This is a genomic window from Shinella sp., assembly GCF_052438155.1.
In the GTDB taxonomy this organism is placed as follows: Bacteria; Pseudomonadota; Alphaproteobacteria; order Rhizobiales; family Rhizobiaceae; genus Shinella.
On the sequence record NZ_JBQVPI010000003.1, the window covers coordinates 256695 to 282537 of the forward strand.

General features: G+C 63.0%; 25 protein-coding genes and 1 riboswitch. Of the genes, 17 read left to right on the forward strand and 8 right to left on the reverse strand.

Annotated features, from left to right (window positions below):
* Positions 1-75: 75 nt before the first annotated feature.
* Both ACT6VE_RS08150 and ACT6VE_RS08155 read right to left on the reverse strand, forming a co-directional pair.
* Positions 76-1044 carry a transketolase family protein gene (locus ACT6VE_RS08150; RefSeq protein WP_444798105.1) on the reverse strand — a complete coding sequence of 323 codons (969 nt, stop codon included), beginning with the start codon at positions 1042-1044 and terminating at the stop codon, positions 76-78.
* Complete coding sequence (locus ACT6VE_RS08155) at positions 1044-1853, reverse strand: transketolase (RefSeq protein WP_444798106.1); 810 nt, start codon at positions 1851-1853, stop codon at positions 1044-1046. The genes ACT6VE_RS08150 and ACT6VE_RS08155 overlap by 1 nt, the downstream gene beginning before the upstream one ends.
* A 210-nt stretch (positions 1854-2063) precedes the next feature.
* Here ACT6VE_RS08155 and ACT6VE_RS08160 point away from each other — a divergent pair, with 210 nt between their 5' ends.
* The 5 genes from ACT6VE_RS08160 to ribB all read left to right on the forward strand — a co-directional run bounded on the left by ACT6VE_RS08160 (position 2064) and on the right by ribB (position 7354).
* Complete coding sequence (locus ACT6VE_RS08160; protein ID WP_444798107.1) at positions 2064-3038, forward strand: ABC transporter permease; 975 nt, start codon at positions 2064-2066, stop codon at positions 3036-3038.
* Between the two features lie 126 nt (positions 3039-3164).
* Positions 3165-4103: a substrate-binding domain-containing protein gene (locus ACT6VE_RS08165; protein WP_444798108.1), complete on the forward strand. Its 939-nt coding sequence runs from the start codon at positions 3165-3167 to the stop codon at positions 4101-4103.
* Between the two features lie 25 nt (positions 4104-4128).
* The gene (locus tag ACT6VE_RS08170) at positions 4129-5616 is read left to right on the forward strand and encodes a sugar ABC transporter ATP-binding protein (RefSeq protein ID WP_444798109.1); all 1488 of its coding nucleotides are present in this window, start codon (positions 4129-4131) and stop codon (positions 5614-5616) included.
* 17 nt (positions 5617-5633) lie between these two features.
* The gene (locus ACT6VE_RS08175) at positions 5634-6422 is read left to right on the forward strand and encodes an SDR family oxidoreductase (RefSeq protein ID WP_444798110.1); all 789 of its coding nucleotides are present in this window, start codon (positions 5634-5636) and stop codon (positions 6420-6422) included.
* Positions 6423-6480: 58 nt separating this feature from the next.
* Positions 6481-6627: riboswitch (FMN riboswitch) on the forward strand.
* A gap of 91 nt (positions 6628-6718) precedes the next feature.
* Entirely contained in the window at positions 6719-7354 is a 636-nt protein-coding gene (gene ribB, locus ACT6VE_RS08180; protein WP_444798111.1) for a 3,4-dihydroxy-2-butanone-4-phosphate synthase, read from the forward strand.
* An 88-nt stretch (positions 7355-7442) separates the two neighbouring features.
* Here the strand turns inward: ribB and ACT6VE_RS08185 are convergent, their stop codons facing one another.
* The 4 genes from ACT6VE_RS08185 to ACT6VE_RS08200 all read right to left on the reverse strand — a co-directional run bounded on the left by ACT6VE_RS08185 (position 7443) and on the right by ACT6VE_RS08200 (position 12310).
* Complete coding sequence (locus ACT6VE_RS08185; protein WP_444798112.1) at positions 7443-8720, reverse strand: ArgE/DapE family deacylase; 1278 nt, start codon at positions 8718-8720, stop codon at positions 7443-7445.
* Positions 8721-8793: 73 nt separating this feature from the next.
* Complete coding sequence (locus ACT6VE_RS08190; protein WP_444798113.1) at positions 8794-10167, reverse strand: aspartate aminotransferase family protein; 1374 nt, start codon at positions 10165-10167, stop codon at positions 8794-8796.
* Positions 10168-10201: 34 nt separating this feature from the next.
* Positions 10202-11698 (reverse strand): NAD-dependent succinate-semialdehyde dehydrogenase, encoded by a 1497-nt coding sequence (locus ACT6VE_RS08195; RefSeq protein WP_444798114.1) that lies wholly within the window; start codon positions 11696-11698, stop codon positions 10202-10204.
* Between the two features lie 129 nt (positions 11699-11827).
* Entirely contained in the window at positions 11828-12310 is a 483-nt protein-coding gene (locus tag ACT6VE_RS08200) for an Lrp/AsnC family transcriptional regulator (RefSeq protein WP_444798115.1), read from the reverse strand.
* A 102-nt stretch (positions 12311-12412) separates the two neighbouring features.
* Here ACT6VE_RS08200 and ehuR point away from each other — a divergent pair, with 102 nt between their 5' ends.
* From ehuR to ACT6VE_RS08255, 11 genes are all read left to right on the forward strand, one after another.
* Entirely contained in the window at positions 12413-13798 is a 1386-nt protein-coding gene (ehuR, locus tag ACT6VE_RS08205) for a MocR-like ectoine utilization transcription factor EhuR (protein ID WP_444798116.1), read from the forward strand.
* Between the two features lie 122 nt (positions 13799-13920).
* Positions 13921-14706, forward strand: coding sequence for an ectoine/hydroxyectoine ABC transporter ATP-binding protein EhuA (gene ehuA / locus ACT6VE_RS08210; protein WP_444798117.1), 786 nt, complete (start codon positions 13921-13923; stop codon positions 14704-14706).
* A 56-nt stretch (positions 14707-14762) separates the two neighbouring features.
* Positions 14763-15614, forward strand: a complete 852-nt coding sequence (ehuB, locus tag ACT6VE_RS08215; protein ID WP_444798118.1) for an ectoine/hydroxyectoine ABC transporter substrate-binding protein EhuB — start codon at positions 14763-14765, stop codon at positions 15612-15614.
* 209 nt (positions 15615-15823) lie between these two features.
* On the forward strand, positions 15824-16483 hold the full coding sequence (gene ehuC / locus ACT6VE_RS08220; RefSeq protein ID WP_444798119.1) for an ectoine/hydroxyectoine ABC transporter permease subunit EhuC: 660 nt from the start codon (positions 15824-15826) through the stop codon (positions 16481-16483).
* A gap of 2 nt (positions 16484-16485) precedes the next feature.
* Complete coding sequence (ehuD, locus tag ACT6VE_RS08225; RefSeq protein WP_444798120.1) at positions 16486-17148, forward strand: ectoine/hydroxyectoine ABC transporter permease subunit EhuD; 663 nt, start codon at positions 16486-16488, stop codon at positions 17146-17148.
* Positions 17148-17924: an ectoine utilization protein EutA gene (gene eutA, locus ACT6VE_RS08230; RefSeq protein WP_444798121.1), complete on the forward strand. Its 777-nt coding sequence runs from the start codon at positions 17148-17150 to the stop codon at positions 17922-17924. The genes ehuD and eutA overlap by 1 nt, the downstream gene beginning before the upstream one ends.
* Before the next feature lie 3 nt (positions 17925-17927).
* A complete protein-coding gene (eutB, locus tag ACT6VE_RS08235) occupies positions 17928-18935 on the forward strand; it encodes a hydroxyectoine utilization dehydratase EutB (protein WP_444798122.1) in 1008 nt (335 codons plus the stop codon).
* On the forward strand, positions 18932-19924 hold the full coding sequence (eutC, locus tag ACT6VE_RS08240) for an ectoine utilization protein EutC (protein WP_444798123.1): 993 nt from the start codon (positions 18932-18934) through the stop codon (positions 19922-19924). The genes eutB and eutC overlap by 4 nt, the downstream gene beginning before the upstream one ends.
* 34 nt (positions 19925-19958) lie before the next feature.
* Positions 19959-21140, forward strand: coding sequence for an ectoine hydrolase DoeA (gene doeA / locus ACT6VE_RS08245; RefSeq protein WP_444798124.1), 1182 nt, complete (start codon positions 19959-19961; stop codon positions 21138-21140).
* A 3-nt stretch (positions 21141-21143) separates the two neighbouring features.
* The gene (gene doeB, locus ACT6VE_RS08250; protein ID WP_444798125.1) at positions 21144-22151 is read left to right on the forward strand and encodes a N(2)-acetyl-L-2,4-diaminobutanoate deacetylase DoeB; all 1008 of its coding nucleotides are present in this window, start codon (positions 21144-21146) and stop codon (positions 22149-22151) included.
* Positions 22152-22331: 180 nt separating this feature from the next.
* On the forward strand, positions 22332-22637 hold the full coding sequence (locus ACT6VE_RS08255) for a hypothetical protein (protein WP_444798126.1): 306 nt from the start codon (positions 22332-22334) through the stop codon (positions 22635-22637).
* Between the two features lie 66 nt (positions 22638-22703).
* Here ACT6VE_RS08255 and ACT6VE_RS08260 read toward each other — a convergent pair whose 3' ends face one another.
* A complete protein-coding gene (locus tag ACT6VE_RS08260; RefSeq protein WP_444798127.1) occupies positions 22704-24179 on the reverse strand; it encodes an MFS transporter in 1476 nt (491 codons plus the stop codon).
* A 100-nt stretch (positions 24180-24279) separates the two neighbouring features.
* On the opposite strand from ACT6VE_RS08260, the gene ACT6VE_RS08265 reads away from it, so the two are divergent.
* On the forward strand, positions 24280-24843 hold the full coding sequence (locus ACT6VE_RS08265; protein ID WP_444798128.1) for a TetR family transcriptional regulator: 564 nt from the start codon (positions 24280-24282) through the stop codon (positions 24841-24843).
* 12 nt (positions 24844-24855) lie between these two features.
* Here ACT6VE_RS08265 and ACT6VE_RS08270 read toward each other — a convergent pair whose 3' ends face one another.
* Positions 24856-25773: a GntR family transcriptional regulator gene (locus ACT6VE_RS08270; protein ID WP_444798129.1), complete on the reverse strand. Its 918-nt coding sequence runs from the start codon at positions 25771-25773 to the stop codon at positions 24856-24858.
* Between the last annotated feature and the right edge of the window lie 70 nt (positions 25774-25843).

Sequence of the window (25843 nt, forward strand, 5' to 3'; positions counted from 1 at the left end):
TCCGGCAGACAGGAATTAGGGGCGCGGCGACAGGGAGGACATGCCGCGCCCGACACGGGGTCTAAACGCGCACTATCATTTGCGTGAAGACTTCCGTGCAATCAATGCGACAGCCGCTTCCGCGATGGCAGCGGGGGACATACCGAATTCGTCAAGCAGGAACTCGGCCGAGCCGGTCGGGGCGAAGATGCCGGGAACGCCGAGGATTTTCATAGGCACGGGGGCTTCCGCCACCACGACCTCGGCGATGGCTGAGCCGAGGCCGCCGATGATGGAGTGCTCCTCCGCCGTCAGGATGGCGCCCGTCTCGCGCGCTGCGGCCACCACGGCGTCGACGTCGATCGGGCGGACCGTCGCCATGTTCAGCACGCGCGCCTCGATACCCTGCTTGGAGAGAAGCTCGGCCGCTTTCACAATGCGGTGCGTTATCGTGCCGTTGGCGATAAGGGTGATGGCATCGCCGTCACGCAGAAGGTTCGCCTTGCCCAGCTCGAATGTGTGGCCGGCCGGCAGCAGGTCCGGAACGCCGACGCGTGACAGACGCAGGAAGACCGGCCCCTCATAGTTGGCTGCCCATTCCACGGCGGCGGCGGTTTCGATCGAATCGCAAGGTGCTACGACGGGCAGGTTTGGCAGCACGCGGGTCCAGGCGAAGTCCTCGGTGGAATGGTGCGTTGGTCCGAGTTCGCCGTAAGCCATGCCGGAGGAAATGCCGATCAGCTTCACATTGGCATTGGAATAGGCGATATCGGCCTTGATCTGCTCAAGCGACCGGCCAGTCAGGAAGCAGGCGGCGGCGCAGACGAAGGGTAAGAGCCCGCCATTGGCAAGGCCGGCGCCGACGCCAACCATGTTCTGTTCGGCAATGCCGACATTGACCAGCCGTTCAGGCCACTTCGATTTGAACCCGCCCAGCTTGGACGAACCGACCGAGTCGTTGCAGACGGCCACAATCTTGGGGTTTTCAGCGCCGAGGCGTTCCAGCACGGCAACGAAGGCGTCGCGGCAGTCGTGCAGCTTGGGGGAAGGTGTAACGGCGTTCATCACATAGTCTCCGAAAGCTCAGCCACGGCAATCTTGTATTGTTCCGCATTCGGCACCTTGTGGTGCCAGTCGACCGTGTCCTGCATGAAGGAAATGCCGTGGCCCTTGTTGGTATGGGCGACGATGCAGTGTGGGCGATCGCCGCGCTTCTCCAGCGCCGGAACGATCTCCTCCATGGCGTTACCGTTGATCTCGGTGACATCCCAGCCAAAGGCGGCAAGTTTGGCGGGGAAGGGGGCGAGATTGTTGGTGTCCTTCAACGACGCGCCCTGCTGGAAACGGTTGTGGTCGATGATGAGTGTTAGATTGTCGAGGCCGAATTGCGCGGCTGAGGCGATGGCTTCCCAGTTCGACCCTTCCTGCATTTCCCCGTCACCCGTCAGCACATAGGTGCGGTAATGCGCACCCGTCAGCTTGGCAGCCTTCGCCATGCCGACGGCGACCGGCAAGCCGTGGCCGAGCGGGCCGGTATTGGTCTCGACGCCGGGAACCTTGGTGCAGTTCGGGTGGCCGTTCAGGCGCGAATAGGGCCTGAGGAAGGTCTTGATCTCGTCTTCCGGAATGAAACCACGCTTGGCGAGCGTCACATAGAGCGCCAGCGCCACATGACCCTTCGACAGAACGAAGCGGTCGCGGTCCGGATGCTTCGGCTGGTCGGGCCAGATGCGCAGCACGCGGAAATAGAGCGCCGTCAGAATGTCGATAGCGGACATTTCCCCGCCGATATGGCCGGCGCCGGCTTCGAAAACCGCTTGCAGATCGCGAAGGCGAATCTGTCGAGCGATGCGGTCGAGATCGTTCGGCTGCATGAAACCCTCATTGTGAATAAATATACAGTTGCCTATATATTTGCACGGGACTTCACCATGTCAAGGAAAAATAGCGCACAACGTGGCAAAAATTCCTCTATCTGGTCACCTTGACATGCCCGGGTTCGGTCGTATACGAATTTACACACAGTAATGAATATTTATGCGTTCGCCCAATTAACGGTGAAGCGCGGACCGGGAGGAGTGCTCATGCTGGTTGCAGCGAAGGAAAAACAGGGAGTGTTCGGCGGGATGCTCCCATCCTTGCGTGGAGCGACCGGGCCGCTGATCGGCCTGATCGTGCTGTGCCTTTTCCTCACCTTCGCTACGGACAAGTTCCTGTCGATCCGGAACTTCCTCAACGTGCTCGACCAGATCACGGTGCTCGGTGTCATGGCCGTAGGCATGACGCTGGTTATCCTGATCGGCGGCATCGACCTCGCTGTCGGTTCGGTCATGGCGCTGGCGATGATGGTGCTCGGCTATCTAAACGTCGTTCTCGGCGTGCCGATGGGGCTTGCCATCCCGCTGGCGCTCGTCGCGGCAGCGCTCAACGGCCTCGTCGCCGGCCTTCTCATAACGCGCTTCAATGTCCCGGCTTTCATTGCGACGCTGGCCATGATGTCGATCACCCGCGGCCTCGCGAACATGATCACCGATGGCCAGCAGATCATCGGTTTTCCGGCCTGGTTCAACATGATGGCCATCGTGCGCTTCGGCGGCTTCCTGACGTTGACCGTTGCCGTGATGTTCGTGGTCTTCGCGGTCGGCCTCATCTACCAGCGCTACCGGCACGGCGGGCGCGTGCTCTACGCCATCGGCGGCAATGCGGAAGTGGCGCGGCTTGCCGGCATCAACGTCCAGCGCGCGACCGTGCTCGTCTATGTGGTGTGCAGCTTCCTCGCCGGCCTTTCCGGCATGGTGCTCGCAGCCCGCCTCGACTCGGTCCAGCCATCGTCCGGCGTTTCCTATGAACTCGATGCTATCGCGGCAGTCGTTATCGGCGGCACGTCGCTGTCCGGCGGCACGGGCGGCATCGGCGGCACCATCATCGGCGTGCTGATCATCGGCGTGCTGCGCAACGGTCTCAACCTGCTCAGCGTCTCGCCGTTCATGCAGCAGGTCATCATCGGCGCCGTCATCGTGCTCGCGGTCACGGCCGAAACCTACCGCAAGCGCAAGTAACGACTTTCGTTCCGCCGCCAAGAGCGGCGGGATGCTGAAAACGGTCGGCAATGGTGCGGACCGGCAAAAGGGAAGGTGGCCTTCTGCGAGCCGCAGGATGCTACTGGGAAACTCGGAGGAGAAACCATGAAACTGTCCAAACTGCTGATGGCGGCAACTGCGGCTGCGATCCTCGCCACCCCGTTCGGCGCATCCGCCGCAGAGGTCAAGAAGATCGGCCTTGCCGTCCCGAACCTTCAGGCCGACTTCTTCAACCAGATCAAGCTCGGCGTCGAAAAATACGCCAAGGAAAAGAACCTCGAGGTCATCGTCGTTGACGCAAAGAACGACACGGCCACGCAGGTGAGCCAGGTGCAGGACCTGATGACGCAGGGCATCGACGCGTTCATCTATATCCCCGCTGGCGCCGCGGCGGCTGCCGTGCCGACCCGCCTCGCCCGCGAGGCCGGCATTCCCGTGATCAACGTCGACCGCGTTCCGGATGGCGCACCGGGTGATACTTTCATCGCCGGCGAAAGCGTCGAATCCGCCTATGCCGTCTGCAAGCACATCATCGAGAAGGCTGGCGGCTCGGGCAAGATGGCGATCATCCACGGCCAGAAGGGTACCACGCCGGAAATCGACCGCTTCACGGGCTGCAAGCGCGCCATCGACGAAAACAAGGGCGTCGAGCTGGTCGACCAGCAGTGGAGCAACATGTGGTCGGCCGACGAAGGCTTCACGATTGCGCAGAACATGCTGCAGGCCAATCCGGACATCACGATCATCTTCGGCCAGGCCGACGGTCTCGCCATGGGTGCGGCAAAGGCGGTCGACGTTGCCAACCTCTCGGACAAGGTGATCATCGGCGGTTATGACGGCGACGTCTCGGCGCTGGAATACCTTGCCAAGTGCAAGGGCCCGTTCATCGCAACCGCAACGCAGAGCACGCAGAAGATGGGCGTTCTCGCCGTCGAATCCGCGCTTGCCGTTGCCGCCGGCCAGAAGGTGGAAGAGCGCCAGACGCCGAATGCGGTGCTGACGACCTGCGACAACGCGCCGGAATTCGTGAAGAACCATCCCTGATCCGGACCCGAAAGGCAGCAGCGCCATGACGACCCGCTCTCCCATCCTGTCGCTCCGTGGAATCCATAAGTCCTACGGTCCGATCAAGGTTCTCCACGGTGTCGATCTCGACATCTACCCGGGAGAGGTCGTGGCGCTGCTCGGTGAAAACGGTGCCGGAAAATCGACCCTGTCGAACATCATTTCCGGCACCGTGCAACCCTCTGCCGGCGCCATGACCTGGCTCGGCAAGACCTACGCCCCCGTCAGTCCCCGCGCCGCGATGGACGAGGGAGTGGGCATGATCCATCAGGAATTGAAACTGCTCCCCAAGCTTTCGATTGCAGAAAATGTCTTCGTCGGCCGCTACCCGATGCGCTCCGGCCGCATCGACCGCAAGGTGATGGAAGATCGGGCAAGGAGCGGCCTCAAGCGGCTCGGCCTCGACATCTCGCCGGATCGTCTTGTCGAAGGCTTGTCGACCGGCAAGCAACAGCTTATCGAAATCGCCAAGGCACTGACGCTGAATGCGCGTCTGCTCATCCTCGACGAGCCAACTGCGGCGCTTGGCGGCGAGGAAACCCAGCTCCTCTTCCAGCAGATCGAACGGCTCAAATCGGAAGGTGTGGGCATCATCTACATTTCGCACCGGCTGGAGGAAATCCGCCAGATCGCCGACCGCATCGTCGTTATGCGCGACGGCGCCAAGGTGCAGCAGTTCGACACCGGCGACGTGCCGATCCGCACCATCGTCGAGGCCATGGTCGGGCGCTCCCTCGAACGCATGTTCCCGACACTTCCCGACCCGACGGAGGAGGTGGCACTGGAAGTGCGCAACCTCTCTTCGCCATCCAGAGCGTTCCGCGATATCAATTTTTCCGTCCGCAAGGGCGAAGTCTTCGGTATTGCCGGACTCATGGGCGCCGGCCGCACGGAGCTGGTTCGCGCCATCACGGGCGCCGACCCCATTTCCGGCGGCGAAGTGTTCCTGCATGGCAAGGCCGTGACGCCCCGTTCCCCTGTTGACGCCATCCGCCACGGCATCGTTCTCGTGCCGGAGGATCGCAAGCTTCAGGGCGTGGTGCTCGAGCATTCGATTGCGGAAAACATCGGTTACGCCAATCTCGATGAGATTTCCCGCAACGGCTGGATTTCGTCACGCCGCATCCGTGAGTTCGCCGAGGGCTATATAAAGCGTTTCGGGGTCAAGGGTCGTGGTGGGCAGAATGCGGGCGAGCTTTCGGGCGGTAATCAGCAGAAGGTGGTGCTTGCCAAATGGCTTGCGCGCAAGCCCGAGGTCGTGGTGCTGGATGAGCCGACGCGTGGCATCGACGTCGGCGCCCGCTCGTCGATCTACGATCTCATCATGGATCTCGCCCGCGCGGGTGTCGCGGTCATCGTGGTGAGCTCGGACCTCGAAGAGGTACTCGGCGTCTCCAGCCGCATCATGGTCATGGCGCAGGGCAAGCAGGCTGGCATCCTGAACCGCGAGGACGCAAACGACGTCTCGGTCATGGAACTGGCAACGATCTGAACAGGGAATAATGCAAGATGTCTGAAATCACGCTCAACGCGCCGAAATTGTTCGACCTTTCCGGAAACGTCGCTTTCGTGACGGGCGCCGGCAGCGGCATCGGCCAGCGTATCGCCATGGGGCTGGCGCAGTGCGGTGCGGATGTTGCGCTGCTTGATCGCCGCACCGACGATGGCCTCGCGACCACCGCCGAGTTCATCGCACGGGCCGGTCGCCGCAGCATCCAGATCGCAGCCGACGTGACCAGCGGTGCAGCACTCGATGACGCGGTCGCGCGTACCGAAGCGGAACTTGGTGCCCTGACGCTTGCCGTCAACGCCGCCGGCATCGCCAACGCCAACCCGGCGGAGGAGATGGCGGAAGATCAGTTCCAGACAATGATGGACATCAACCTCAAGGGTGTTTTCCTCTCCTGCCAGGCGGAAGCGCGGGCCATGCTGAAGGGCGGCCGCGGCGCGATCGTCAATATCGCCTCCATGTCCGGGGTCATCGTCAACCGCGGCCTCAGCCAGTGCCACTACAACGCCTCCAAGGCCGGCGTGATCCACATGACCAAGTCGATGGCGATGGAATGGGTGGGGCGCGGCATCCGCGTGAACACGATCAGCCCCGGCTATACGGCAACGCCGATGAACACCCGGCCGGAAATGGTGCACCAGACGAAACTGTTCGAGGAACAGACCCCGATGCAGCGCATGGCTGATGTCGACGAGATGGTCGGCCCTGCGGTTTTCCTGCTGTCAGGTGCGGCAAGCTACGTGACCGGCGTCGACCTTCTCGTTGATGGCGGTTTCTGTTGCTGGTGATATTGCCGGGTCGGCGGTGCCGACCTCTTGCATTCGTCCGGTGGAATTCCTTATTTACACGTGTTCTCAGGGCGGGGTGAAAATCCCCACCGGCGGTATTCGGAGCGATCCGGGAGCCCGCGAGCGCTTCCATGCAAGTGGAAGGTCAGCAGACCCGGTGCGAGGCCGGGGCCGACGGTTACAGTCCGGATGGAAGAGGACATGTCTGCAAAATCGCCCTTTTCGGGGCGGTCCGCAGGCCTGTTCGCCCAAGGGATTGATAACGCCGATAGCGGCACCCCTTGAAAGGCAATGAAATGGCAATCTCGAAAATTGAAGACGCAATCGCGACGCTTTCGCGCGGCGGCATGATCGTGGTCGTGGACGATGAAGACCGTGAGAACGAGGGCGACATCATCGTCGCATCGGACGCGGTAACACCTGAAACGATCGCCTTCATGATGAAACACGCGCGCGGACTGATCTGCGTCGCGATGGACGGCGACCGTCTCGATGCGCTCGATATCCCGCTGATGGTGCCGCAGAACACCGAACTGCACAAAACGGCCTTCACCGTTTCCGTCGATTATTTGCCCGGCACCACGACCGGTATTTCGGCAGCCGATCGTGCAGCGACTGTGCAGGCGCTCATGGCCCCTGCATCCACGCCGTCGGATTTTGCCCGGCCGGGTCACATTTTCCCGTTGCGGGCGCATCCTCGCGGTGTGCGCGGGCGGCCGGGCCATACGGAAGCGGCGGTCGATCTCGCGCGCCTAGCGGGCAAAATTCCGTCGGGTGTGATCTGCGAAGTCGCCAATGATGACGGCACCATGGCGAGGCTCCCCGAGCTGGTCGCGTTCGCCGAACGTCACCAGTTGCCGCTTGTCACCATCGAAGACCTGATTGTTTACCTCGAAGCACAGCAGCCGGCTGTTTCCACGCAAGCCGCGTAGATATCGCCGGAAAGGCAGGTTTCGTTCTGGTAAACGCGTCGCGCCGAGTAGGTGCGGCGCGCTTTAGCCACTCCGATATTGTGCAATGTCAGGCATCTCTAACCCCGCACCAATCCGCGGCGAAGAGCGCGAGTGTTTTTGTGACGCGTCGCAAGGAGGCAAGGCTGATGCGCTCGTCAATGCCGTGGATGTTTTCGGCAATGGGACCATAGACCAGCGAGGGGATGTTGCCGTGCACAGAGAACACGGCGGCATCGAGATAGCAGGCCATGACGTAGGCTTTCAGATCCTCGCCTGTATGGGTGGCGGCATGGGCTATGCGCAGGCTCGCTTCGGCGGCGGTGTCTTCAGGCAGCTCGTAGCCGGCATGCATCACACCGACCCAGGTGAGCGTCACGAGTTGCCCGCCGGCGAAGACGGGGTCCTCGGCCTGCATGCGCTCCACGAAAGCCTCGAATTCGGCCGCACGGGCCTTCGGGCTCTCGCCCGGGTAGAAGCCGATCCGGCCTTCGGCGGTGCAGTCGCTGGGGATCGAGGCGATCCAGTCGCCGCCGGCGATGGTGCCGATCGTCAGCGCGACGGGATTTGCAAGACCCTTGAACCAGCGCTTGCCTTGCCGTTCGGCGATCCATTGCTGCTCCAGGGTCCTGAGATGGCCGATCAGGCGGATCATCAGGTCGATGGCGCTCTGGCCGGATTCCGGCTCGCGCGGATGGGCCGGGCGGCCCTTCGTTTCCAGCCTGAATTTCAGCACGCCGGCATTGGCGCGCACGAGCTGTTCATCGGTCGGTTCGGGGCTGACGATCGCGTCGGCGGTAAAACCAAGGGCAAACGCCGTTGCAGCACCGTTACCGGTGATTTCCTCTTCCACGACCGACTGCACCTGAACGTCACCGCGCAGCGACAGGCCGGCTGCGGCGATCGCGTCGAGCGCGAAGATAGAGGCGACGAGGCCGGCTTTCATGTCGCCAGCTCCACGGCCGTAAAGCCAGTCGCAATTGCGGACGGGTTCGAAGGGTGGGGAGGTCCAGCGCTGGCTGCTTCCAGCCGGAACGATGTCGACATGGGAATTGAAGGCGAGGGACCGGCCGCCGCCCTCAGCGGGTTTGCTGCCGACGACGTTCCAACTCGCGTCGTAATCCACCGTGGTCGGCGAAAAGGCCGGATGCCGGCCGATTTTTGACGCATCGGTGCGGAAACGGCTGGTGGTGAAACCGCGCTGTTTCAGCGCCGTCTCGATGAAATCCTGCGCCGCCGATTCCTCGTTGCGCAGGGACTTGAACCGCACCAGGGTTTCGAGAAAACGGACCTGATCGTCGAAATGCAGATCGACGGCGTCGAGGATACGGTCGTTCGCGGATGTCATGGCAATCTTAAGCTTGGAGTTCAATGGAGGGGACGGGACAGCCTAGCTGCTGCCTCGCCCATTTCAAGCTGGCTTAGCCGAGAACGGTCTTCACGGCATCGGCCGCAGCCTTCACGACGATATCCGCTTCTTCCCGCGTCAGGCACAGCGGCGGCGCGAAGCCGAGAATGTCGCCCTGCGGCATGGCCCGGCCGATGACGCCGCGTTCGAGAAGGGCGGCGGAGACCTGTGGACCGATCTTTTTCGACGGATCGAAGAAGGCACGGTCGTCTCTGTCCTCGACGAATTCGATGGCCGCCATCAGGCCATCGCCACGCACTTCGCCGACATGCTTGTGATCGCCGACGGCTTTCGCCAGTTCCGCGCGGAAGTAAGCGCCGGTGGAGCCGGCGTTTTCGACGAGGCCGAGTTCGTCGACGAGTTCGAGATTGGCAATGCCGGCAGCGGCGCAGATCGGATGCGAGGAATAGGTCCAGCCATGGCCGATGGCGCCGAGTTCATCCGAGCCCTTGACCAGAACCTCCCACATCTTTTCCGAGACGATGGTGCCGGAGAGCGGTGCATAGGCCGAGGTGAGGCCCTTGGCGATGGTGATGAGGGCCGGCTTCATGCCGTAATGGTCCGAGCCGAACATCGTGCCGAGGCGGCCAAAGCCGGTGACGACCTCGTCGGCAACGAGCAGGATGTCGTATTTGTCGAGCACGGCCTGGATCTTCTGCCAATAACCCTTCGGCGGCGGCACGATGCCACCTGTGCCAAGGATCGGCTCGCCGATGAAGGCGGCAACCGTGTCAGGCCCTTCGGCGATGATCATCTCCTCCAGCTTGTCGGCGCAATATTGCGAAAACTGTTCTTCATCCATCGAACGATCCGGACGGCGGAAGAAGTAGGGGGCTTCCGTGTGCAGGATCGGCGCACGCGGCAGGTCGAAGGCATTGTGGAAGAGGGCAAGGCCCGTCAGCGAACCGGTCATGACGCCCGAGCCGTGATAACCGCGCCAGCGCGAAATGATCTTCTTCTTCTCCGGCCGGCCGAGAATGTTGTTGTAGTACCAGATCAGCTTGATGTTGGTCTCGTTGGCATCCGAGCCGGAAAGACCGAAATAGACGCGGCTCATGCCCTCGGGTGCGCGGTCGATGATCATCTTGGACAGTGTGATCGAGGCTTCCGTGCCGTGGCCGACATAGGCGTGGTAATAGGCGAGGTTCTTTGCCTGCTCGGCGATCGCATCGGCGATCTTCTGGCGGCCATAGCCGACATTGACGCAGTAAAGGCCGGCAAAGGCATCGAGGCTCGTCTTGCCGTTGGTGTCGGTAATGTAGACGCCTTCGCCGCCTGCGATGACACGCGTCGGCGTCTCGCCGCGGGCGTGCATGCCCATATGGGTCGAAGGGTGGAAGAAGTGATCGCGGTCCCAGGCGGTCAGTTCGTTATTTCCGTCGAGCATGGTCTTTCCTTTCAGTATAGTTCGGCGCCCGGGATCAGGCAGCCGTGTCGATGCAGAGATATTTGAGTTCGGTGAAGGCCTCCATGCCGTGGCGCGACCCCTCGCGGCCAAGACCGGATTGTTTCCAGCCGCCGAAGGGAATCGGCCCGCCGGTGATCTTCACCCGGTTGATGGCCACCATGCCGTATTCCAGCGCGCGGGCAAGCCGCATCTGGCGGGCGCCGTTTTCGGTGACGACATAGGCGACGAGGCCGTATTCAGTATCGTTGGCGCGCTTGACGACCTCCGCTTCACTGTCGAAAGCGGTGACGGCGGCGACCGGGCCGAAGGTTTCTTCACGCATGATCAGCGTATCGTCGGAGACATCCGTCAACAGCGTCGGCTCATAGAACAGTGGGCCTGCTTTATGACGTTTGCCGCCAGTCAACAGCGTTGCGCCGTGCTTCAGAGCGTCGGCGACCTGTTCCTCGACCTTGGCAATCGCCCGCTCGTGCATCAACGGGCCGATCTCCACATCGGCTTCAAGCCCGCCGCCGACCTTCAGTGCCTCGATGCGAGCCTTGAAGGCCCTGGTGAACGCTGCAAGCACGGACCGCTCGACATAGATACGGTTGGCGGCGAGGCAGTCCTGGCCGGAGGTGGCGAACTTGGCGTTGATCGCAATGTCGGCGGCCTTGTCGATGTCGGCATCGGCGAAAACGATCAGCGGCGCGTGGCCGCCGAGTTCCATCACCAGCCGCTTCATGGTCGGCGCGCACTGGCCGGCGATCAGCTTGCCGATCTCTGTTGAGCCGGTGAAGCTCATCGCACGGACGCGGGCATCGGCATTCATGCGGCCGACGATGGTTGCAGCATCGCCCGTCACCACGTTGAAGACGCCGGACGGAAGGCCGGCCCTTTCGCCGAGTTCGGCCAGCGCCAGCGCCGAGAGTGGCGTCTCGCTGGAAGGATGGGCAACGACGGTGCAGCCGGCTGCAAGGGCCGCCGCAGCCTTGCGGGTGATCATTGCGCAAGGGAAATTCCACGGCGTCACGATGCCGACGACGCCGAGCGCCTCGCGACGCACGATCATCTCGGCGCCGGGCAGGTGGCTGGTCACGCTTTCGGCGTTGAGGCGTTTTCCCTCCTCGGCATACCACTCGATGAAGGAGGCGGCATAATCGATCTCGCCGCGGGATTCGGCGAGCGGTTTGCCCTGTTCGAGCGTCATAAGCAGTGCGAGGTCTTCGCGCGCTTCGAGGATCAGCCCGTGCCATTTGCGAAGGATGGTTGCGCGCTGCTGCGGCAGCAGGTCCCGCCAGACCGGAAAGGCGGTGGCGGCGGCAGAAACGGCGTCCGTCGTCTGCTCCGCATCGAGGGATGCGACCCAGGCGAGCGGTGCGCCGGAGGCAGGGTCGGTCACGCTAAAACTGCTGCCGTCGCGGCCGGCCACCCAGCGGCCGCCGACATAGGAAAGTTCGCGCAACAGGTGCGGGTCGGCGAGGCGGGCAAGCGCGTCGTGGAATGTCGTCCGGGCAAATACGGCAGTCATGGCGGCCTCCTCTGGCTGGTGCGAAGGAGTCTGCCAGAGGCCGGGCGGCAGATTGTCTATTGCCGAGGCGAGACGCAGAGACTTTGGCCAAATCTGCGACCGTCCGTAGACAATCTCTCTACGAAAGCCTCATTCGGAGTCAGGAAGCAGCGTCATTAGTGGCAGGACGGTTTCCTCCTTCACCGTCTTGGTGACGATGTAGGTGAAGTAACGATCGATGCCGAGTTCGCGGTCGAGCAGGCTGTCGACGAGTCGCTGGTAGGCGTCGATATCGGCCGCCATGATCTTCAGGATGTAATCGACGCCGCCGCCGACCGACCAGCAGGCGACGATCTCCGGCGTCGTCGACACCGCGCGTTCGAAACGGTCGAAATCTGCTTGGCGATGGTTGGCGAGCGTTACTTCCATCATGACGCTGGCGACGGGAGCGACGCGCCGCACGGCGACGCGCGCATGATAGCCCGAAATGATGCCTGCCTTCTCCAGCTTGCGCAGACGCAGCCAGCAGGGTGTGGGGGAAAGGCCTGCCTTCTCCGCCAGCGCCAGCTTGGTGATGCGCCCGTTCTCCTGGATTGCCTCCAGGATGCGCAGGTCAATGGCGTCGAGTTTCATGCGGTCGCCCTCCGGGCGGGTATCATGTCAAAGCTGAGAAAAAGACAATGGAAAGGCATTTTAGCGTTGTCAATTGAACTGAATTTGAGCACTGTTGAAATCATGACAAGTTGGCGTCCCGATATATCCCAATTGCGCCGGCCGGCCTATCTCTCCCTTGCCGAGCAGATCGCCCGCGCCATCCAGGAAGGGCTGCTGCCGAACGGTACACGCCTTCTGCCACACCGCAAGCTCGCCGACGACCTGAAACTCTCCGTGCAGACCGTCAGCCGCGCCTATGACGAGTTGATCCGCCGTGGCCTCATCTCCGGCGAGGTCGGCCGCGGCTCCTTCGTGCAGACCCGGCCGAAGGAACCGGAGCCGCCCTACCTGCCGGAGCGGCTTGGCGAACTGGTCGATCTGTCGATCCTGAAACCCGTCTGCGAGCAGCTTCATCTGGAGCGCATGCGCGAAGCCTTCGGCTGGCTTGCGGAAAACCTGCCGTCGAGTTCGGCGCTTTCCTTCCGGCCGAACATGGTGTTCCCGCGTCACCGCGCCGTAGCCGCCGAATGGCTGGCACGCTGCGGCCTCGATATTTCACCGCTCAACATCAACCTCACCAATGGCGCGACCTCGGGCATGACGGTGGCCTTGATGAGTGTGGCGCCGCCCGGCGCGACCGTCGCGACGGAAGCAATCAGCCACCACACGCTGGTGCCGCTGTCCACCTATCTGGGCCTGCATCTCGAAGGTCTGCCGATCGATCACGACGGCATGATCCCGGAGGCGCTGGACGACGCCTGCCGCAAAGGCGTGATCCGCGCAGTCTTCTTGCAGCCCTCCGTCATCAACCCCACGGCCACGCTGATGAGTGCCGAACGCCGCCAGGCGCTTGTGGATGTTGCGCGGCGCCACGACATCGCTATCATCGAAAACGATATTCTGGGGCCGCTGGTCGAGGGCCGGCCCCCGCCGCTTGCGGCCTATGCGCCGGAGCGCACGCTCTACATCACCAGTTTCACCAAGATCACCGTCCCGGGCCTGCGCATCGGCTACCTTGCTGCACCCGACCGCTATATCGCCGCCGTCGCCAATCGCCACCTCGTCTCCAACTGGATGGCGACACCGTCGATTGCCGAGATCGCCACCCGCTGGGTCAGCGACGGTACGGCGATGGAACTGGTCAACTGGCAGCGGCGGGCGCTTGGCGTTCGCCATGCCATTGCCGAAGAGGCCTTTGCCGGTCTGCCCTATCATTCCCATCCGCAGAGCCTACATGTCTGGCTGCCGCTGCCGGAGGGGCACACCGAGGAAGGGTTCGTTTCGCAGGCCCGCCTGCGCGGCGTCGCGATTGCCCCCGGATCCTCCTTCCGCACCTGCGATCAGCACCGGCACCCGGCCGTTCGCATCTCGCTGGGCTCGACGACCGAGCAGGAACTTCGCACCGGCCTCGGCATTCTGGCTTCACTGGCCAGCGGAAATCCGGAAGCCTTGCTGCTCGCGATTTGAGGCAATTGCCCGTCGAATAGGCGCCGAAACAATAATTGTCATGAGATTATTATTCGGATTGACATGATTTGTATCGCCGCGCATCGTTAGGCCATCACTTGTCCCGACAGGGAGAGACATGCATGGCCGCACCCATCATCCGCATCGATAACATCACCAAGCGCTACGGTCCCTTGACCGTGCTCGATGGGTTGTCGATGGAGGTGCTGCCGGGCGAGAAGCTCGCGCTGATTGGCCCTTCCGGCTCCGGTAAGACGACGATCCTGCGCATTCTGATGACTCTGGAAACGATCAGCGGCGGGCATATCGAGGTCGAGGGCGACCAACTCTACCATATGCCGAAGAACGGCGGCCTCGTGCCGGCGGATGACCGCCACCTGCACCGGATGCGCGAGAAGATCGGCATGGTCTTCCAGCACTTCAATCTCTTTCCGCACAAATGTGTGCTCGACAATGTCACGCTCGCGCCGATGCTGACCAAGGGCGTCGCGCGGGCCGCGGCGGAGAAGCGGGCGATGGAGCTTCTCGACATGGTGGGCCTCGCGGACAAGGCGAAGAGCATGCCCGCGCAATTGTCCGGCGGACAGAAGCAGCGTGTTGCCATCGCCCGCGCCCTCGCGCTCTCGCCGAAAATAATGCTGTTCGACGAAGTCACCTCGGCGCTCGACCCGGAACTGGTCGAGGAGGTGTTGAACGTCATGCGCAAGCTCGCCGCCGAGACCGACATGACGATGCTGCTCGTCACTCACGAGATGGGTTTTGCCCATGATTTTGCCGACCGCATTCTCTTCTTCGATCGCGGCAAGATCGTCGAGGAAGGCAAGCCGGACGAGATTTTCTGCAATCCCAAACAGGAGCGCACGCAGACATTCCTGCGCAAGATCATCGCGGCAGGGCACCGCGTCTGAGGGCCAAGGCACCTCAAGAGAATTGCTCCAAGCAACAACCAGAGGAGTTCGGAACAATGAAGACCAGACATTTTTGGACCATGGCCGCGGGTGCCGGCGCGCTGATGGCAATCGTCGCCGCCGCGCCGGCTTCGGCGGACGACGGCAAGCTCGCAGAGTTGAAGGAGCAGGGTTTCGCCCGCGTGGCCATCGCCAACGAGCCGCCCTTCACGGCAGTTGCCGCCGACGGCAAGGTTTCCGGCGCCGCACCTGATGTCGCCCGCGAAGTCTTCAAGCGCCTCGGCGTTGCCGACATCGTGGCGTCGATTTCGGAATATGGTGCGATGATCCCTGGCCTGCAGGCCGGCCGCCACGACGTCATCACCGCCGGCCTCTTCATGAAGCCGGAGCGCTGCGCCGCTGTCGCCTATTCTCAACCGATCCTTTGCGACGCCGAAGCCTTCGCATTGAAGAAGGGCAACCCGCTCAAGCTGAAAAGCTACAAGGACATCGCTGATAATCCGGACGCCAAGATCGGCGCGCCGGGCGGCGGCACGGAAGAGAAGCTGGCGCTCGAAGCCGGCGTGCCGCGCGACCGCGTCATCGTGGTGCCGGATGGCCAGAGTGGTCTGAAGATGCTGCAGGACGGTCGCATCGACGTCTATTCGCTGCCGGTGCTCTCGATCAATGCTCTCGTTTCCAAGGCGAACGACCCGAATGTCGAGGTCGTGGCGCCGGTCGAGGGCGCGCCGGTCTATTGCGACGGTGCGGCCTTCAGGAAGGGCGAAGAGGCACTGCGCGACGCCTTCGACGTCGAGTTGGCCAAGCTGAAGGAATCCGGCGAGTTCGCCAAGCTCATCGAGCCCTACGGCTTCTCAGCCGCAGCCGCGATGTCGACAAACCGCGATAAACTCTGCGCGGCGCAGTAAACATCGGGCTAGCAAACAGCCCTCTCATCCGGCCTGCCGGCCACCTTCTCCCCGAGGCGAGAAGGGACTTGTGGCAACCGGTTTCCTCCAGCCCGACTGTTAGCAGTCCGGTGCGGCAACCCCTTCTCCCAAGCGGGGAGAAGGTGCCGGCAGGCGGATGAGGGGGATACTTCGGTGAGAGATATCTCAATGAACGGAACGCAACGACGATGACTGACTGGTCCGGCTATATAGGGCTGATCCTGCAAGGCGCGCTGGTGACGCTTCAGCTCACCGTCATGGGCTCGGTGCTTGCCGTCGTCATGGCGTTCCTTGCGGGGCTCGGCCGCGTCAGCCGCTTCATGGCGGTGCGCGTGCTCGCCACCACCTATATCGAGTTCTTTCGCGGCACCTCGATCTTCGTCCAGCTGTTCTGGGTCTATTTCGTGCTGCCCTTTGCCGGTGTCACGCTCTCGCCGCTCCAGGCCGGCGTGCTGGCGCTGGGCTTGAACGTCGGCGCCTATGGCGCGGAGGTCGTGCGCGGGGCCGTCAAGGCGATTGGCCGGGAGCAGCGCGAGGCCTGCATAGCCCTCAACCTGACCCACGGCCAGGCGATGCGCCATATCATCCTGCCACAGGCCCTGCCGTTGATGCTGCCGACCTTCTGCAACAATGCAATCGAGCTTCTAAAGGGCACGGCCGTCGTCTCGCTGATCTCGCTTACAGACATGACGTTCCAGGCGCAGGTTGTGCGCGCCCAGACCGGCAGCACGCTGATCCCCTTCGCGACGATCCTCGTGCTCTACTTCCTGATGGCGCTGGCGATTTCCACCGGCATGCGCTGGCTAGAACGGCGCGTGACCCGCGGCCTCGATGGCGTGAGGACCTGACGATGGAATGGGACTGGAAATTCGTCTGGGAAATCATGCCGACCCTCCTCGAAGGGTTGAAGATCACCATTCTCGCGACCGTGCTTGGCGCGACGGTCGCCGCAGTCATTGGCCTTGTCTTCGCGATCCTCCGCATGACCGCGCCGAAGCCGATCGCCAAGGTCACCGGCTTCATCGTCGAGTTCATCCGCGGCACGCCGCTGCTCGTGCAGCTCTATTTCATCTTCTTCGTTCTGCCGGATGTCGGCATTCGCCTGCCGGCGCTGCTGGCGGGTGTCATCGGCCTTGGCCTGCACTACGGTACCTATGCGGCGGAAGTCTACCGCGCCGGAATCGAGAACGTGCCGCGCGGCCAGTGGGAGGCGGCGAAGGCGACGAACCTCTCCAGCCGACAGACCTGGATCCACGTCATCCTGCCACAGGCGATCCCGCCGATGAGCCCGGCGCTCGCCAACTATCTGATCGCCATGTTCAAGGAAACGCCGCTGCTCTCCGCTATCACAGTACTCGAACTGATGAACCAGGCGAAAAGCGTCGCCAACAGCAGCTACCGCTATATCGAGCCGATGACGATGGTGGGTGTCTTCTTCCTGATCATGAGCCTGATCTCCGTTGTTTTCCTGCGCTGGCTGGAAGAGCGCTACGCCCGGGTGGAGGAACGCTGATGCACACAATTGACCTCGCGCTCGCCTCTCGAGCGCCAAAACTCGACGATCGCCCGCTGGCCAAACGCGTCGGCCTGATCATCCTTGCGACCGATCACACGACGGAAGTGGATTTCCAGCGCATGGTCGGAAGCGACCGCATCGGCGTCTATTCGACCCGCATCCCCTATGCCAATCCGGTGACGCCGGAGAACCTGCGCGCCATGCAGCCGTCGCTGACGGCGGGTGCGGCCCTCATCCTGCCGGATGAACCGCTCGACGTGGTGATGTATTCCTGCACCTCTGCCTCGGTCGTCATCGGCGATGCGCAGGTGAAGGCAGCGGTGAGGGCTGCCAAGCCGACGGCCACCGTCGTCACGCCCACCGCGGCCGCTGCTTCCGGCCTGAAGGCGTTCAGCGCCAGGCGTATTTCCGTGCTCACGCCCTATACGCTCGAAACCAGCCGGCCGATGGCCGACTATTTCCTGGCGCTCGGCTTCGACATTGCCCGCTTCACCTGCCTTGGCCTTACCGATGACCGCGAGATGGCCCGTGTTTCCCCCGCTGAGATTGTCGCCTTTGCAAAGGAGGCAACGGCACCCGATAGCGACGCGCTCTTCATTTCGTGCACGGCCGTGCGTGCGGCCGGCGTCGCGGCCGAGATCGAGGCTGCTATCGGCAAGCCGGTCGTCACCAGCAACCTGGCCACGGCCTGGGCTTGCCTGCGCCTTTGTGGTGATGAAGCCGCAAGGCCGGAGCTTGGCCGGCTCATGACACTCTCCTATTCGGGCCGGTAAGTCATGGCACAGGAAAACCATCCCCTGACATTGACGGATATCGAGCAGGCTTACTGGCGTATCGAGGGTCGCATCCTGCGCACGCCTTTCGTCCTGTCGGCTTCGCTCACCGAGCGCTGCGGTGTGCCGATTGGCCTAAAGCTCGAACATCATCAGACGACCGGCAGCTTCAAACTGCGCGGCGCAACGAACGCCGTGCTTTCGCGTTCGCCGGAAGCGCGGGCGAGAGGTGTCGTCGCCGCCTCGACGGGCAATCATGGTCGTGCACTTTCCCATGCGGCCAAGGCGGAAGGTTCGAGCGCGACGATCTGCATGTCCCGGCTCGTGCCGGAGAACAAGGTGGCGGAAATCCGCAGGCTCGGCGCGACGGTGCGCATCATCGGCAGATCGCAGGACGAAGCGCAGGTCGAGGTGGAACGTCTGGTTGCTGAAGATGGTCTTGTGATGGTGCCGCCGTTCGACAACCCAGCTGTTGTGGCGGGGCAGGGTACATTGGGGCTGGAGATCATCGAGGCGATGCCTGACGCGGCAGTCGTACTCGTGCCGCTGTCCGGCGGCGGGCTGGCTGCGGGTGTCGCCACGGCGGTGAAGGGCCGGTCGGCGAAAACGCGCGTGATCGGCCTTACCATGGAACGCGGCGCGGCGATGAAGGCGAGCCTCGATGCGGGGCGGCCGGTGCAGGTCGAAGAGGTGATGAGCCTTGCGGATTCGCTTGGCGGCGGCATCGGCCTCGACAATGCCGTGACCTTCGGGATGTGCCGCGCGCTGCTCGATGACGTGATCCTGCTCTCCGAAGCTGAGATCGCCGCGGGCATGCGGCATGCCTATGCCGAAGAGCGCGAGGTCGTTGAAGGAGCAGGGGCGGTCGGGATTGCGGCGCTGCTCTCCGGGCGGCTCGGCAGGCTGGACGGCCCGGTGGCCGTCATCCTGTCAGGCCGCAATGTGGACATGGGCCTGCACCAGCGGGTCATCAATGGCAAGGCCGATCCGTTTGCGGAGGACGCGGCGTGACGAAGATGAAGATACTCACCGAAGCGGAATTGCGCCGCATCGTTTCACTCGACATCGAGGCGATTGCCTGCGTGGAAGACGCCTTCCACGCACTCGCCACCAAAGCCGTCGTCATGCCGCCGATCCTGCGGCTCGACATGCCCGAGCAGCGCGCCGAGGTGGACGTGAAGACGGCCTATGTGCCGGGTCTCGACGGGTTTGCCATCAAGATCAGCCCCGGCTTCTTCGACAATCCGAAGATCGGCCTGCCAAGCACCAACGGACTGATGGTGCTGTTCTCCACCAGGACCGGCCTCGTACAGGCTGTGCTGCTCGACAACGGGTATCTGACCGATGTGCGCACCGCCGCCGCCGGCGCTGTCGCCGCCCGATACCTTTCGCGCCCGGATGCTGGGGTCGCCGCCATTTTCGGCGCCGGCATGCAGGCGAAGCTGCAACTCGAAGCCCTGAGCCTTGTGCGGCCGATCCGAGAGGCGCGCATCTGGGCGCGGGATGGGGCAAAAGCAGAGGCGGCTGCGGCGGACCTGACGCTGAAACTTGGCTTCCCTGTGCAAGCGGAAACCGATGGCCGGGCGGCTGTCGATGGCGCCGACATCGTTGTTACAACCACGCCCTCCGAAACGCCGATCCTCCAGGCCGAATGGCTGCAACCCGGCCAGCACGTCACAGCGATGGGCTCGGATGCCGAACACAAGAACGAGATCGCGCCGGCCATCATCACCGGCGCCGGCCTCTACGTCGCCGACAGTCTCAGACAGACGCGTCGGCTCGGTGAGCTGCACCACGCCATCGAGGCTGGCCTGGTGACGGAGGGCACCCTTTTCCCCGAACTCGGCGAGATCATCGCCGGGCGTAAACCGGGCCGCACCGGCCCCGAGCAGATCACCGTGGCGGATCTCACCGGCACGGGCATTCAGGACACGGCCATCGCAACCCTTGCTGCCGCTCGCGCCGCCGCAACGGATGCCGGCACGACCTTCGAGAGTTGAGACCGGCTTTTCGCCGGATACAGAGGAAACACCGATGAAACAAGCGAACCTGAAGTTCTCACTTCCGGAGTATCAAGCGCGTCTTGAAAAGACGCGAAAGGCCATGGAAGCCAAGGGCATCGACGTGCTGATCGCAAGCGACCCGTCGAACATGAACTGGCTGACCGGTTATGACGGCTGGTCCTTCTATGTGCACCAATGTGTCGTTGTGCCGCCGACGGGTGAGCCGATCTGGTACGGCCGCGGGCAGGATGCCAGTGGCGCGAAATTCACCGCCTATCTGAAACACGAAAACATCATCGGCTATCCGGATCACTATGTGCAGTCCACAGAGCGGCACCCGATGGATTATCTCTCGGCCAAACTTGCCGAACGCGGCCTCGACAGGCTGACGATCGGCGTCGAGATGGACAATTACTGGTTTTCCGCCGCCGCCTTCGCCTCCTTGCAGAAACACCTGCCGAACGCCCGCTTCGTCGACGCCACGGCCCTCGTCAACTGGCAGCGTGCGGTCAAGAGCGAGACGGAAATCAAATACATGCGCAATGCCGCGCGCATCGTCGAAAAGATGCACCAGCGCATCTTCGACACGATCGAAGTCGGCATGCGCAAGTGCGATCTCGTCGCGGAAATCTATGACGCCGGCACGCGCGGCGTGGATGGCATCGGTGGCGATTACCCGGCGATCGTGCCGCTGCTTCCCTCGGGTGTGGAGGCGTCCGCGCCGCATCTCACCTGGGATGACCGGCCGATGAAATCCGGCGAAGGCACCTTCTTCGAGATCGCCGGTTGCTACAACCGGTACCACGTGCCGCTTTCGCGCACGGTCTTCCTCGGCAAGCCGACGCAGGCGTTTCTCGATGCGGAAAAGGCGACGCTCGAAGGCATGGAAGCGGGGCTGGAAAAGGCGCGGCCCGGCAACACCTGTGAGGACATCGCCAATGCCTTCTTCGCCGTGCTCAAGAAGTACGGCATCGTGAAGGACAACCGTACGGGTTACGGCATCGGCGTCTCCTATCCGCCGGACTGGGGCGAGCGTACGATGAGCCTGCGCCCCGGTGACAGGAGTGAATTGAAGCCCGGCATGACCTTCCACTTCATGACAGGCCTCTGGCTCGAAGACATGGGTTTCGAGACGACGGAAAGCATCCTGATCACCGAAACCGGGGTCGAATGCCTGGCCAACGTGCCGCGCAAGCTTCTCGTGAAGGACTGAGCCATGCCGGAATGCACGCTCCGCCCATCACCAATCAGCCCGACGGTCGATTTTTCGGCCGACGGCGTGCAGCACGGCTTTCTGCGCCTGCCCTACAGTCGTGACGATTCCGCCTGGGGCTCGGTGATGATCCCAGTGACCGTGGTGAAAAACGGGGAGGGGCCGACGGCCCTTCTCACCGGCGGCAACCACGGCGACGAGTACGAGGGGCCGATCGCGCTCTTCGATCTCGCCCGCACGCTGAAGGCAGAGAATGTAACGGGCCGCGTGATCATCGTGCCGGCGATGAACTACTCGGCATTTCTCTCGGGCACGCGCACCTCGCCGATCGACAAGGGCAACATGAATCGCAGCTTTCCGGGTGCACCGGACGGAACCGTCACCCAGAAGATCGCCGACTACTTCCAGCGCACGCTGCTGCCGCTTGCTGATATCGTGCTCGACTTCCATTCAGGCGGCAAGACACTCGATTTCCTGCCATTCTGCGCGGCCCATATTCTACCCGACAAGGTGCAGGAGGCAAAGGCCTTCGACCTCGTCCGCGCCTTCGGTGCGCCCTGGTCGATGAAGATGCTGGAGATCGACGCCGTCGGCATGTACGACACGGCGGCCGAGGACATGGGCAAGATCTTCATCACCACCGAACTCGGTGGCGGCGGCACGGCCACCGCTAAAAGCGCCGCCATCGCCAAGACGGGCGTTGCCAATGTGCTGAAGGCAGCCGGCCTCCTCAAGGGCACGGCCGCGGCGGCACAAACCACCTGGCTCGACATGCCCGACGGCAATTGCTTCTCCTTCGCCGAGGACGGCGGACTTATCGAATTCTTCTTCGATCTCGGCGACGACGTGAAGAGCGGCGACATCGTTGCCCGCATCTATCCCGTCGGCCGCACCGGTGCCCAACCGCTGGAGGTGAAGGCAAAAATGAGCGGCATTCTCACCGCCCGCCATTTTCCGGGCCTGGTGAAATCCGGCGACTGCGTCAGCGTGCTGGCGACGGTCATAGGCTGAAAAAGAAGCGGGCGGCAAGGCGGCGGGATTGGTCCCGTCAAAACCTCGGGCGAGCCGCTACCGGTTGGCCAGTCCACCGCCGCCGGGACCACTTTCGTCGTGTTGGTTGCCGGGCGTCCGGATTGACCGTTTGCTTGGAGTGCATTGCAGTCCCTGTGGGGAGCTACGCACGGGGAAGTGATGGATGGTATTGAGTGTTTTTCTCGCGGCTTCTTTCGTCGATACGGGCGTGCCAAACGGATGATGTCAAGCGGCGACAACGTTTTCCTCAAAGAGGACGTGAGGGTCACGCAAACCAATGACCCGATGGGCAACGGTGCGGTCATTCTGGCCACCAGCTGCTTGAACCACTTCGCTATCCGCGGTCCGATTCTGGGCAATGGCGTAGCATCGTGCCCGCGACGACGGGGCGAACGCTATATCGCCCCGTCGCTCGTGAACGCCATTTGCGCCTGGATCGACGAGATCGCCCCATGGCGTGCGTGAGTGGTTCTCGGCCGCTGCGGCGCACGGCGATCCTGGTGCGGCATGATCCTTCTTTTCTCTAGCCCGCTACCGTGCGGAAGTCTTCCAGCGGACGATGAGAGAGACGCTGACCAGCAGCAGAGCCGCTGCGAAGACCACCCCGACAAAAGCAGAGTCGAATGCACTGCGGGCGAGTGTGATGATCCGTTCTGCCTGTCCGGGGTCGAGCCGGTCGGCGAGCATCAGGGCCTCGTCCAGGCTGTCGCGCGCCTTCGTGGCGTGCTCGGTTCCCGCGGGCAGAATCATGGAGCGTGAATACAGGGCGGACATAAGGCTGCCCAGCACGGCAATACCGAGCGCGCCGCCGAGTTCGAAGGATACTTCCTCTACGGAAGCGGCCATGCCAGCCCGTTCCTCGGGGGCGGAGAGCATGATCACGGTGGATGCGGCCGTCATGGATGCGCCGACGCCGAAGCCCATCACCGCGAGCGCAGCGAGCCAGAATGCTGTCGGCCCGTTGTGGATGGCGAGGAACACGGCGAGCGCCAGGCCTGTCAGCAGAAGGGAGGCCCAGAGCACGCGTTCGCCACCGAGACGGGGCAGCGCTAGGCCGGTCAGTGGTCCGGCGAAGAAGGACGCGATGGGGATAGGCAGAATGAGAAGGCCTGCCTCGAGCGGGGAATAGCCCAGAACAAGTTGCAGCCGCTGGCTGAAAACCAGCTCCACGCCGATCAGCGCTGCCGAGGCGACAAGCGCCGTTACCACGCCGGCCGAAAAACGCGGATTGGCAAAGAGCGAAAAATCGATCAGCGGCGCGGCACTGCTGCGCTGGCGGCGGATGAACAGGGCCATGGCGGCAAGGCCGACGACAAGAGTAACGCCAGCCATCTCCCAGGAGGGATCACGCCGGCCGGCTTCCTTTATGGCGTAGGTAATGCCCACAAGGCCGATCATCACCTGGATCGAGCCGACAAGATCCCACGGACGGCTCTTGTCGCCGGGGCGCCGGCTTAACAGAAATCCGCTCGCGGCCAGAGCAATCAGCACCACCGGCACATTGATGAGGAAGACCGAACCCCACCAGAAGTATTCGAGGAGCAACCCGCCGACGACAGGGCCGAGTGCCGCACCGCCCGAGGCGACCGCAGCCCAGATGCCGATCGCAAGCGCGCGTTCCCGTTCATCGGTGAAGGTCAGCCGGATAAGCGACAGCGTTGCCGGCATCATCATGGCCGCGCCAACGGCCAGAGTCGCCCGCGCCGCGATCAGCAGCGCGGGCGACGGCGCAAAGGCGGCGCCGATGGAAGCTGCGCCGAACACCACCAGGCCCGCCATGAACATCTGCTTGTGGCCGAGCCGGTCGCCGAGCGTGCCGAGCCCCGGCAAAAGACCGGCCACGACCAGGGGATAGGCGTTGACGATCCAGAGCTTTTGGGATGCATTCGCCGAAAGAGCCTGCGTCAGGGCGGGCAGCGCCGTGTATAGCACCGTCATGTCGATGACGATCAGAAACAGGGCACTGGAGACGACGGCGAGAACGAGCCAGCGTTTACCGCGAGACATTGACGTAATCCTTGGGTTTTGAGCCTTCGCATGGCTTTTACGGTTGCCCTGCGCTCGGGCAGCTATATAAATACGATCGTATTGAAATGGAAGGGGCAAAATGGCGGGACGACCGCGCAGCATAGATCGCGACAAGGTATTGGATGCGGCCGAGAGCATCGTGGTGGAGAGCGGCGCTGCCGGCCTGTCCTTCGAGGCGGTGGCGCGCGCGGCCGGCATCACCAAGGGTGGGGTGCAATATTGCTTCGGCACGAAAGAAAACCTCATCCGGGCGATGATCGAGCGCTGGGGTAACGGTTTCGAGGCCGAAGTGACGGCGCATGCGGGCAGCGACCGGTCGCCCCGCGCGATCATCCGCGGGCATCTGGCCGCAAGCCGCGACAGCGACGAGGCGGAGCATTCCCGCTCTGCAGCCATGATGACGGCGCTGCTGCAAAGCCCGGACCAGGTGGCCTCGACCCGGATCTGGTACACCCAACGCCTTGCGGAACTGGACATGGAGAACGAAGCCGACAGGAAGGCAGTGCTTGCGTTCCTCGCGGGAGAGGGAGCCTTTCTGCTCAAGGCCTTCGGTCTCATCGACCTGACGCAGGCGCAGTGGGCAGCGTTGTTTTCCGATATGCTCGCACTCGCGGGCGAGGGGAAGGACAAGGCGCCGCTCTAGATGCGCTGACCGTCAGCCGTTGTCGTCACGCCCGCCCCCATATTCCAGAGCCTGCTTCAGATGCTGGCGCAGCAAGGCTTCGGCCCAATCAAGGTCAGCGTTTTCCACCGCGTCGAGGATGGCGAGGTGCTCGCGACAGGACTGCTCTATGCGCTCGGCGGGCAGTTCGAAGAAGGCGGCGGATTCCTGCATGCGGCGCAGGTTGTTCTGGTGGCGGACCGAATCGGTCAGGAAGCGGTTACCTGAAAAACCAGTCAGGTTTTCATGGAAGAAGGCGTTGACGCGGAACCATTCGTCGCTGCCCGAGCGGCTGGCCGGGTCGCTGAGGATGCGTTCATGCGCGCGGCGAATCTGCCCGGCTATGTCCTTGTCAACCTTGAAATTTGGTGTGCGCAGCGCCGAACATTCGACAATGGCGCGGAATTCGTAGCTTTCGCGGTAAGCCTCCTCCCCGACCAGCGTGTCGACGAAGCGCCAGCCGTGGCCGGGCAGGCGTTGCGCCAGGCCTTCGGCGGCAAAGCGCATCAGGAGCTTGCGCACGATGCCGCGCGACACGCCGTAGCGCGGCATGAGTTCGGCTTCCGAAACATCCTGCGGCAACGCGCCCTGCGCCCGCTCGCGCAGCATTTGCCGGTACAGATCCTCGATCGGTGAATTCGGCAGGATTTCGCTCAGGTTGAGCGTCGAGACGTCGCGCGCGACGCGAAGCCCCCGTGTTTCCATCGGCTGGAGCACGCCCTTTTCCACGAGAAGATCGAGCGCGCCGGTTATCGGGGAGCGCGATACGCCGAAGATCCGCGCGAGTTCCGGCGCGGACACGCGGGTGCCGACGCTCAAGCCCGCATCACGGATCCTGTCGATGATCCGGCGGGCCAGATCGAGCTGCAAGGTGCTGGGTCCGTCCGAGGGGTCGGCGTCCGAATAATCCATGTCATCCTCATCTCTGTTCGCATTATAGCGATAACACAACGCAACGTGATCTCATAATTTCCCAAAATTA

What these genes read in the sequence shown, in the direction of transcription:
- ACT6VE_RS08200 (WP_444798115.1), bottom strand. Translation starts at nt 12,310, where the DNA reads ATGAAACTCGACGCCATTGACCTGCGCATCCTGGAGGCAATCCAGGAG.
- doeA (WP_444798124.1), top strand. Translation starts at nt 19,959, where the DNA reads ATGAAACAAGCGAACCTGAAGTTCTCACTTCCGGAGTATCAAGCGCGT.
- ACT6VE_RS08265 (WP_444798128.1), top strand. Translation starts at nt 24,280, where the DNA reads ATGGCGGGACGACCGCGCAGCATAGATCGCGACAAGGTATTGGATGCG.
- ehuC (WP_444798119.1), top strand. Translation starts at nt 15,824, where the DNA reads ATGACTGACTGGTCCGGCTATATAGGGCTGATCCTGCAAGGCGCGCTG.
- ehuB (WP_444798118.1), top strand. Translation starts at nt 14,763, where the DNA reads ATGAAGACCAGACATTTTTGGACCATGGCCGCGGGTGCCGGCGCGCTG.
- eutA (WP_444798121.1), top strand. Translation starts at nt 17,148, where the DNA reads ATGCACACAATTGACCTCGCGCTCGCCTCTCGAGCGCCAAAACTCGAC.
- ACT6VE_RS08150 (WP_444798105.1), bottom strand. Translation starts at nt 1,044, where the DNA reads ATGAACGCCGTTACACCTTCCCCCAAGCTGCACGACTGCCGCGACGCC.
- ACT6VE_RS08260 (WP_444798127.1), bottom strand. Translation starts at nt 24,179, where the DNA reads ATGTCTCGCGGTAAACGCTGGCTCGTTCTCGCCGTCGTCTCCAGTGCC.
- ACT6VE_RS08270 (WP_444798129.1), bottom strand. Translation starts at nt 25,773, where the DNA reads ATGGATTATTCGGACGCCGACCCCTCGGACGGACCCAGCACCTTGCAG.
- ACT6VE_RS08160 (WP_444798107.1), top strand. Translation starts at nt 2,064, where the DNA reads ATGCTGGTTGCAGCGAAGGAAAAACAGGGAGTGTTCGGCGGGATGCTC.
- ribB (WP_444798111.1), top strand. Translation starts at nt 6,719, where the DNA reads ATGGCAATCTCGAAAATTGAAGACGCAATCGCGACGCTTTCGCGCGGC.
- ACT6VE_RS08255 (WP_444798126.1), top strand. Translation starts at nt 22,332, where the DNA reads ATGGATGGTATTGAGTGTTTTTCTCGCGGCTTCTTTCGTCGATACGGG.
- eutB (WP_444798122.1), top strand. Translation starts at nt 17,928, where the DNA reads ATGGCACAGGAAAACCATCCCCTGACATTGACGGATATCGAGCAGGCT.
- ACT6VE_RS08175 (WP_444798110.1), top strand. Translation starts at nt 5,634, where the DNA reads ATGTCTGAAATCACGCTCAACGCGCCGAAATTGTTCGACCTTTCCGGA.
- ACT6VE_RS08195 (WP_444798114.1), bottom strand. Translation starts at nt 11,698, where the DNA reads ATGACTGCCGTATTTGCCCGGACGACATTCCACGACGCGCTTGCCCGC.
- doeB (WP_444798125.1), top strand. Translation starts at nt 21,144, where the DNA reads ATGCCGGAATGCACGCTCCGCCCATCACCAATCAGCCCGACGGTCGAT.
- ehuD (WP_444798120.1), top strand. Translation starts at nt 16,486, where the DNA reads ATGGAATGGGACTGGAAATTCGTCTGGGAAATCATGCCGACCCTCCTC.
- ehuA (WP_444798117.1), top strand. Translation starts at nt 13,921, where the DNA reads ATGGCCGCACCCATCATCCGCATCGATAACATCACCAAGCGCTACGGT.
- ACT6VE_RS08190 (WP_444798113.1), bottom strand. Translation starts at nt 10,167, where the DNA reads ATGCTCGACGGAAATAACGAACTGACCGCCTGGGACCGCGATCACTTC.
- ACT6VE_RS08165 (WP_444798108.1), top strand. Translation starts at nt 3,165, where the DNA reads ATGAAACTGTCCAAACTGCTGATGGCGGCAACTGCGGCTGCGATCCTC.
- ACT6VE_RS08170 (WP_444798109.1), top strand. Translation starts at nt 4,129, where the DNA reads ATGACGACCCGCTCTCCCATCCTGTCGCTCCGTGGAATCCATAAGTCC.
- ehuR (WP_444798116.1), top strand. Translation starts at nt 12,413, where the DNA reads ATGACAAGTTGGCGTCCCGATATATCCCAATTGCGCCGGCCGGCCTAT.
- ACT6VE_RS08155 (WP_444798106.1), bottom strand. Translation starts at nt 1,853, where the DNA reads ATGCAGCCGAACGATCTCGACCGCATCGCTCGACAGATTCGCCTTCGC.
- ACT6VE_RS08185 (WP_444798112.1), bottom strand. Translation starts at nt 8,720, where the DNA reads ATGACATCCGCGAACGACCGTATCCTCGACGCCGTCGATCTGCATTTC.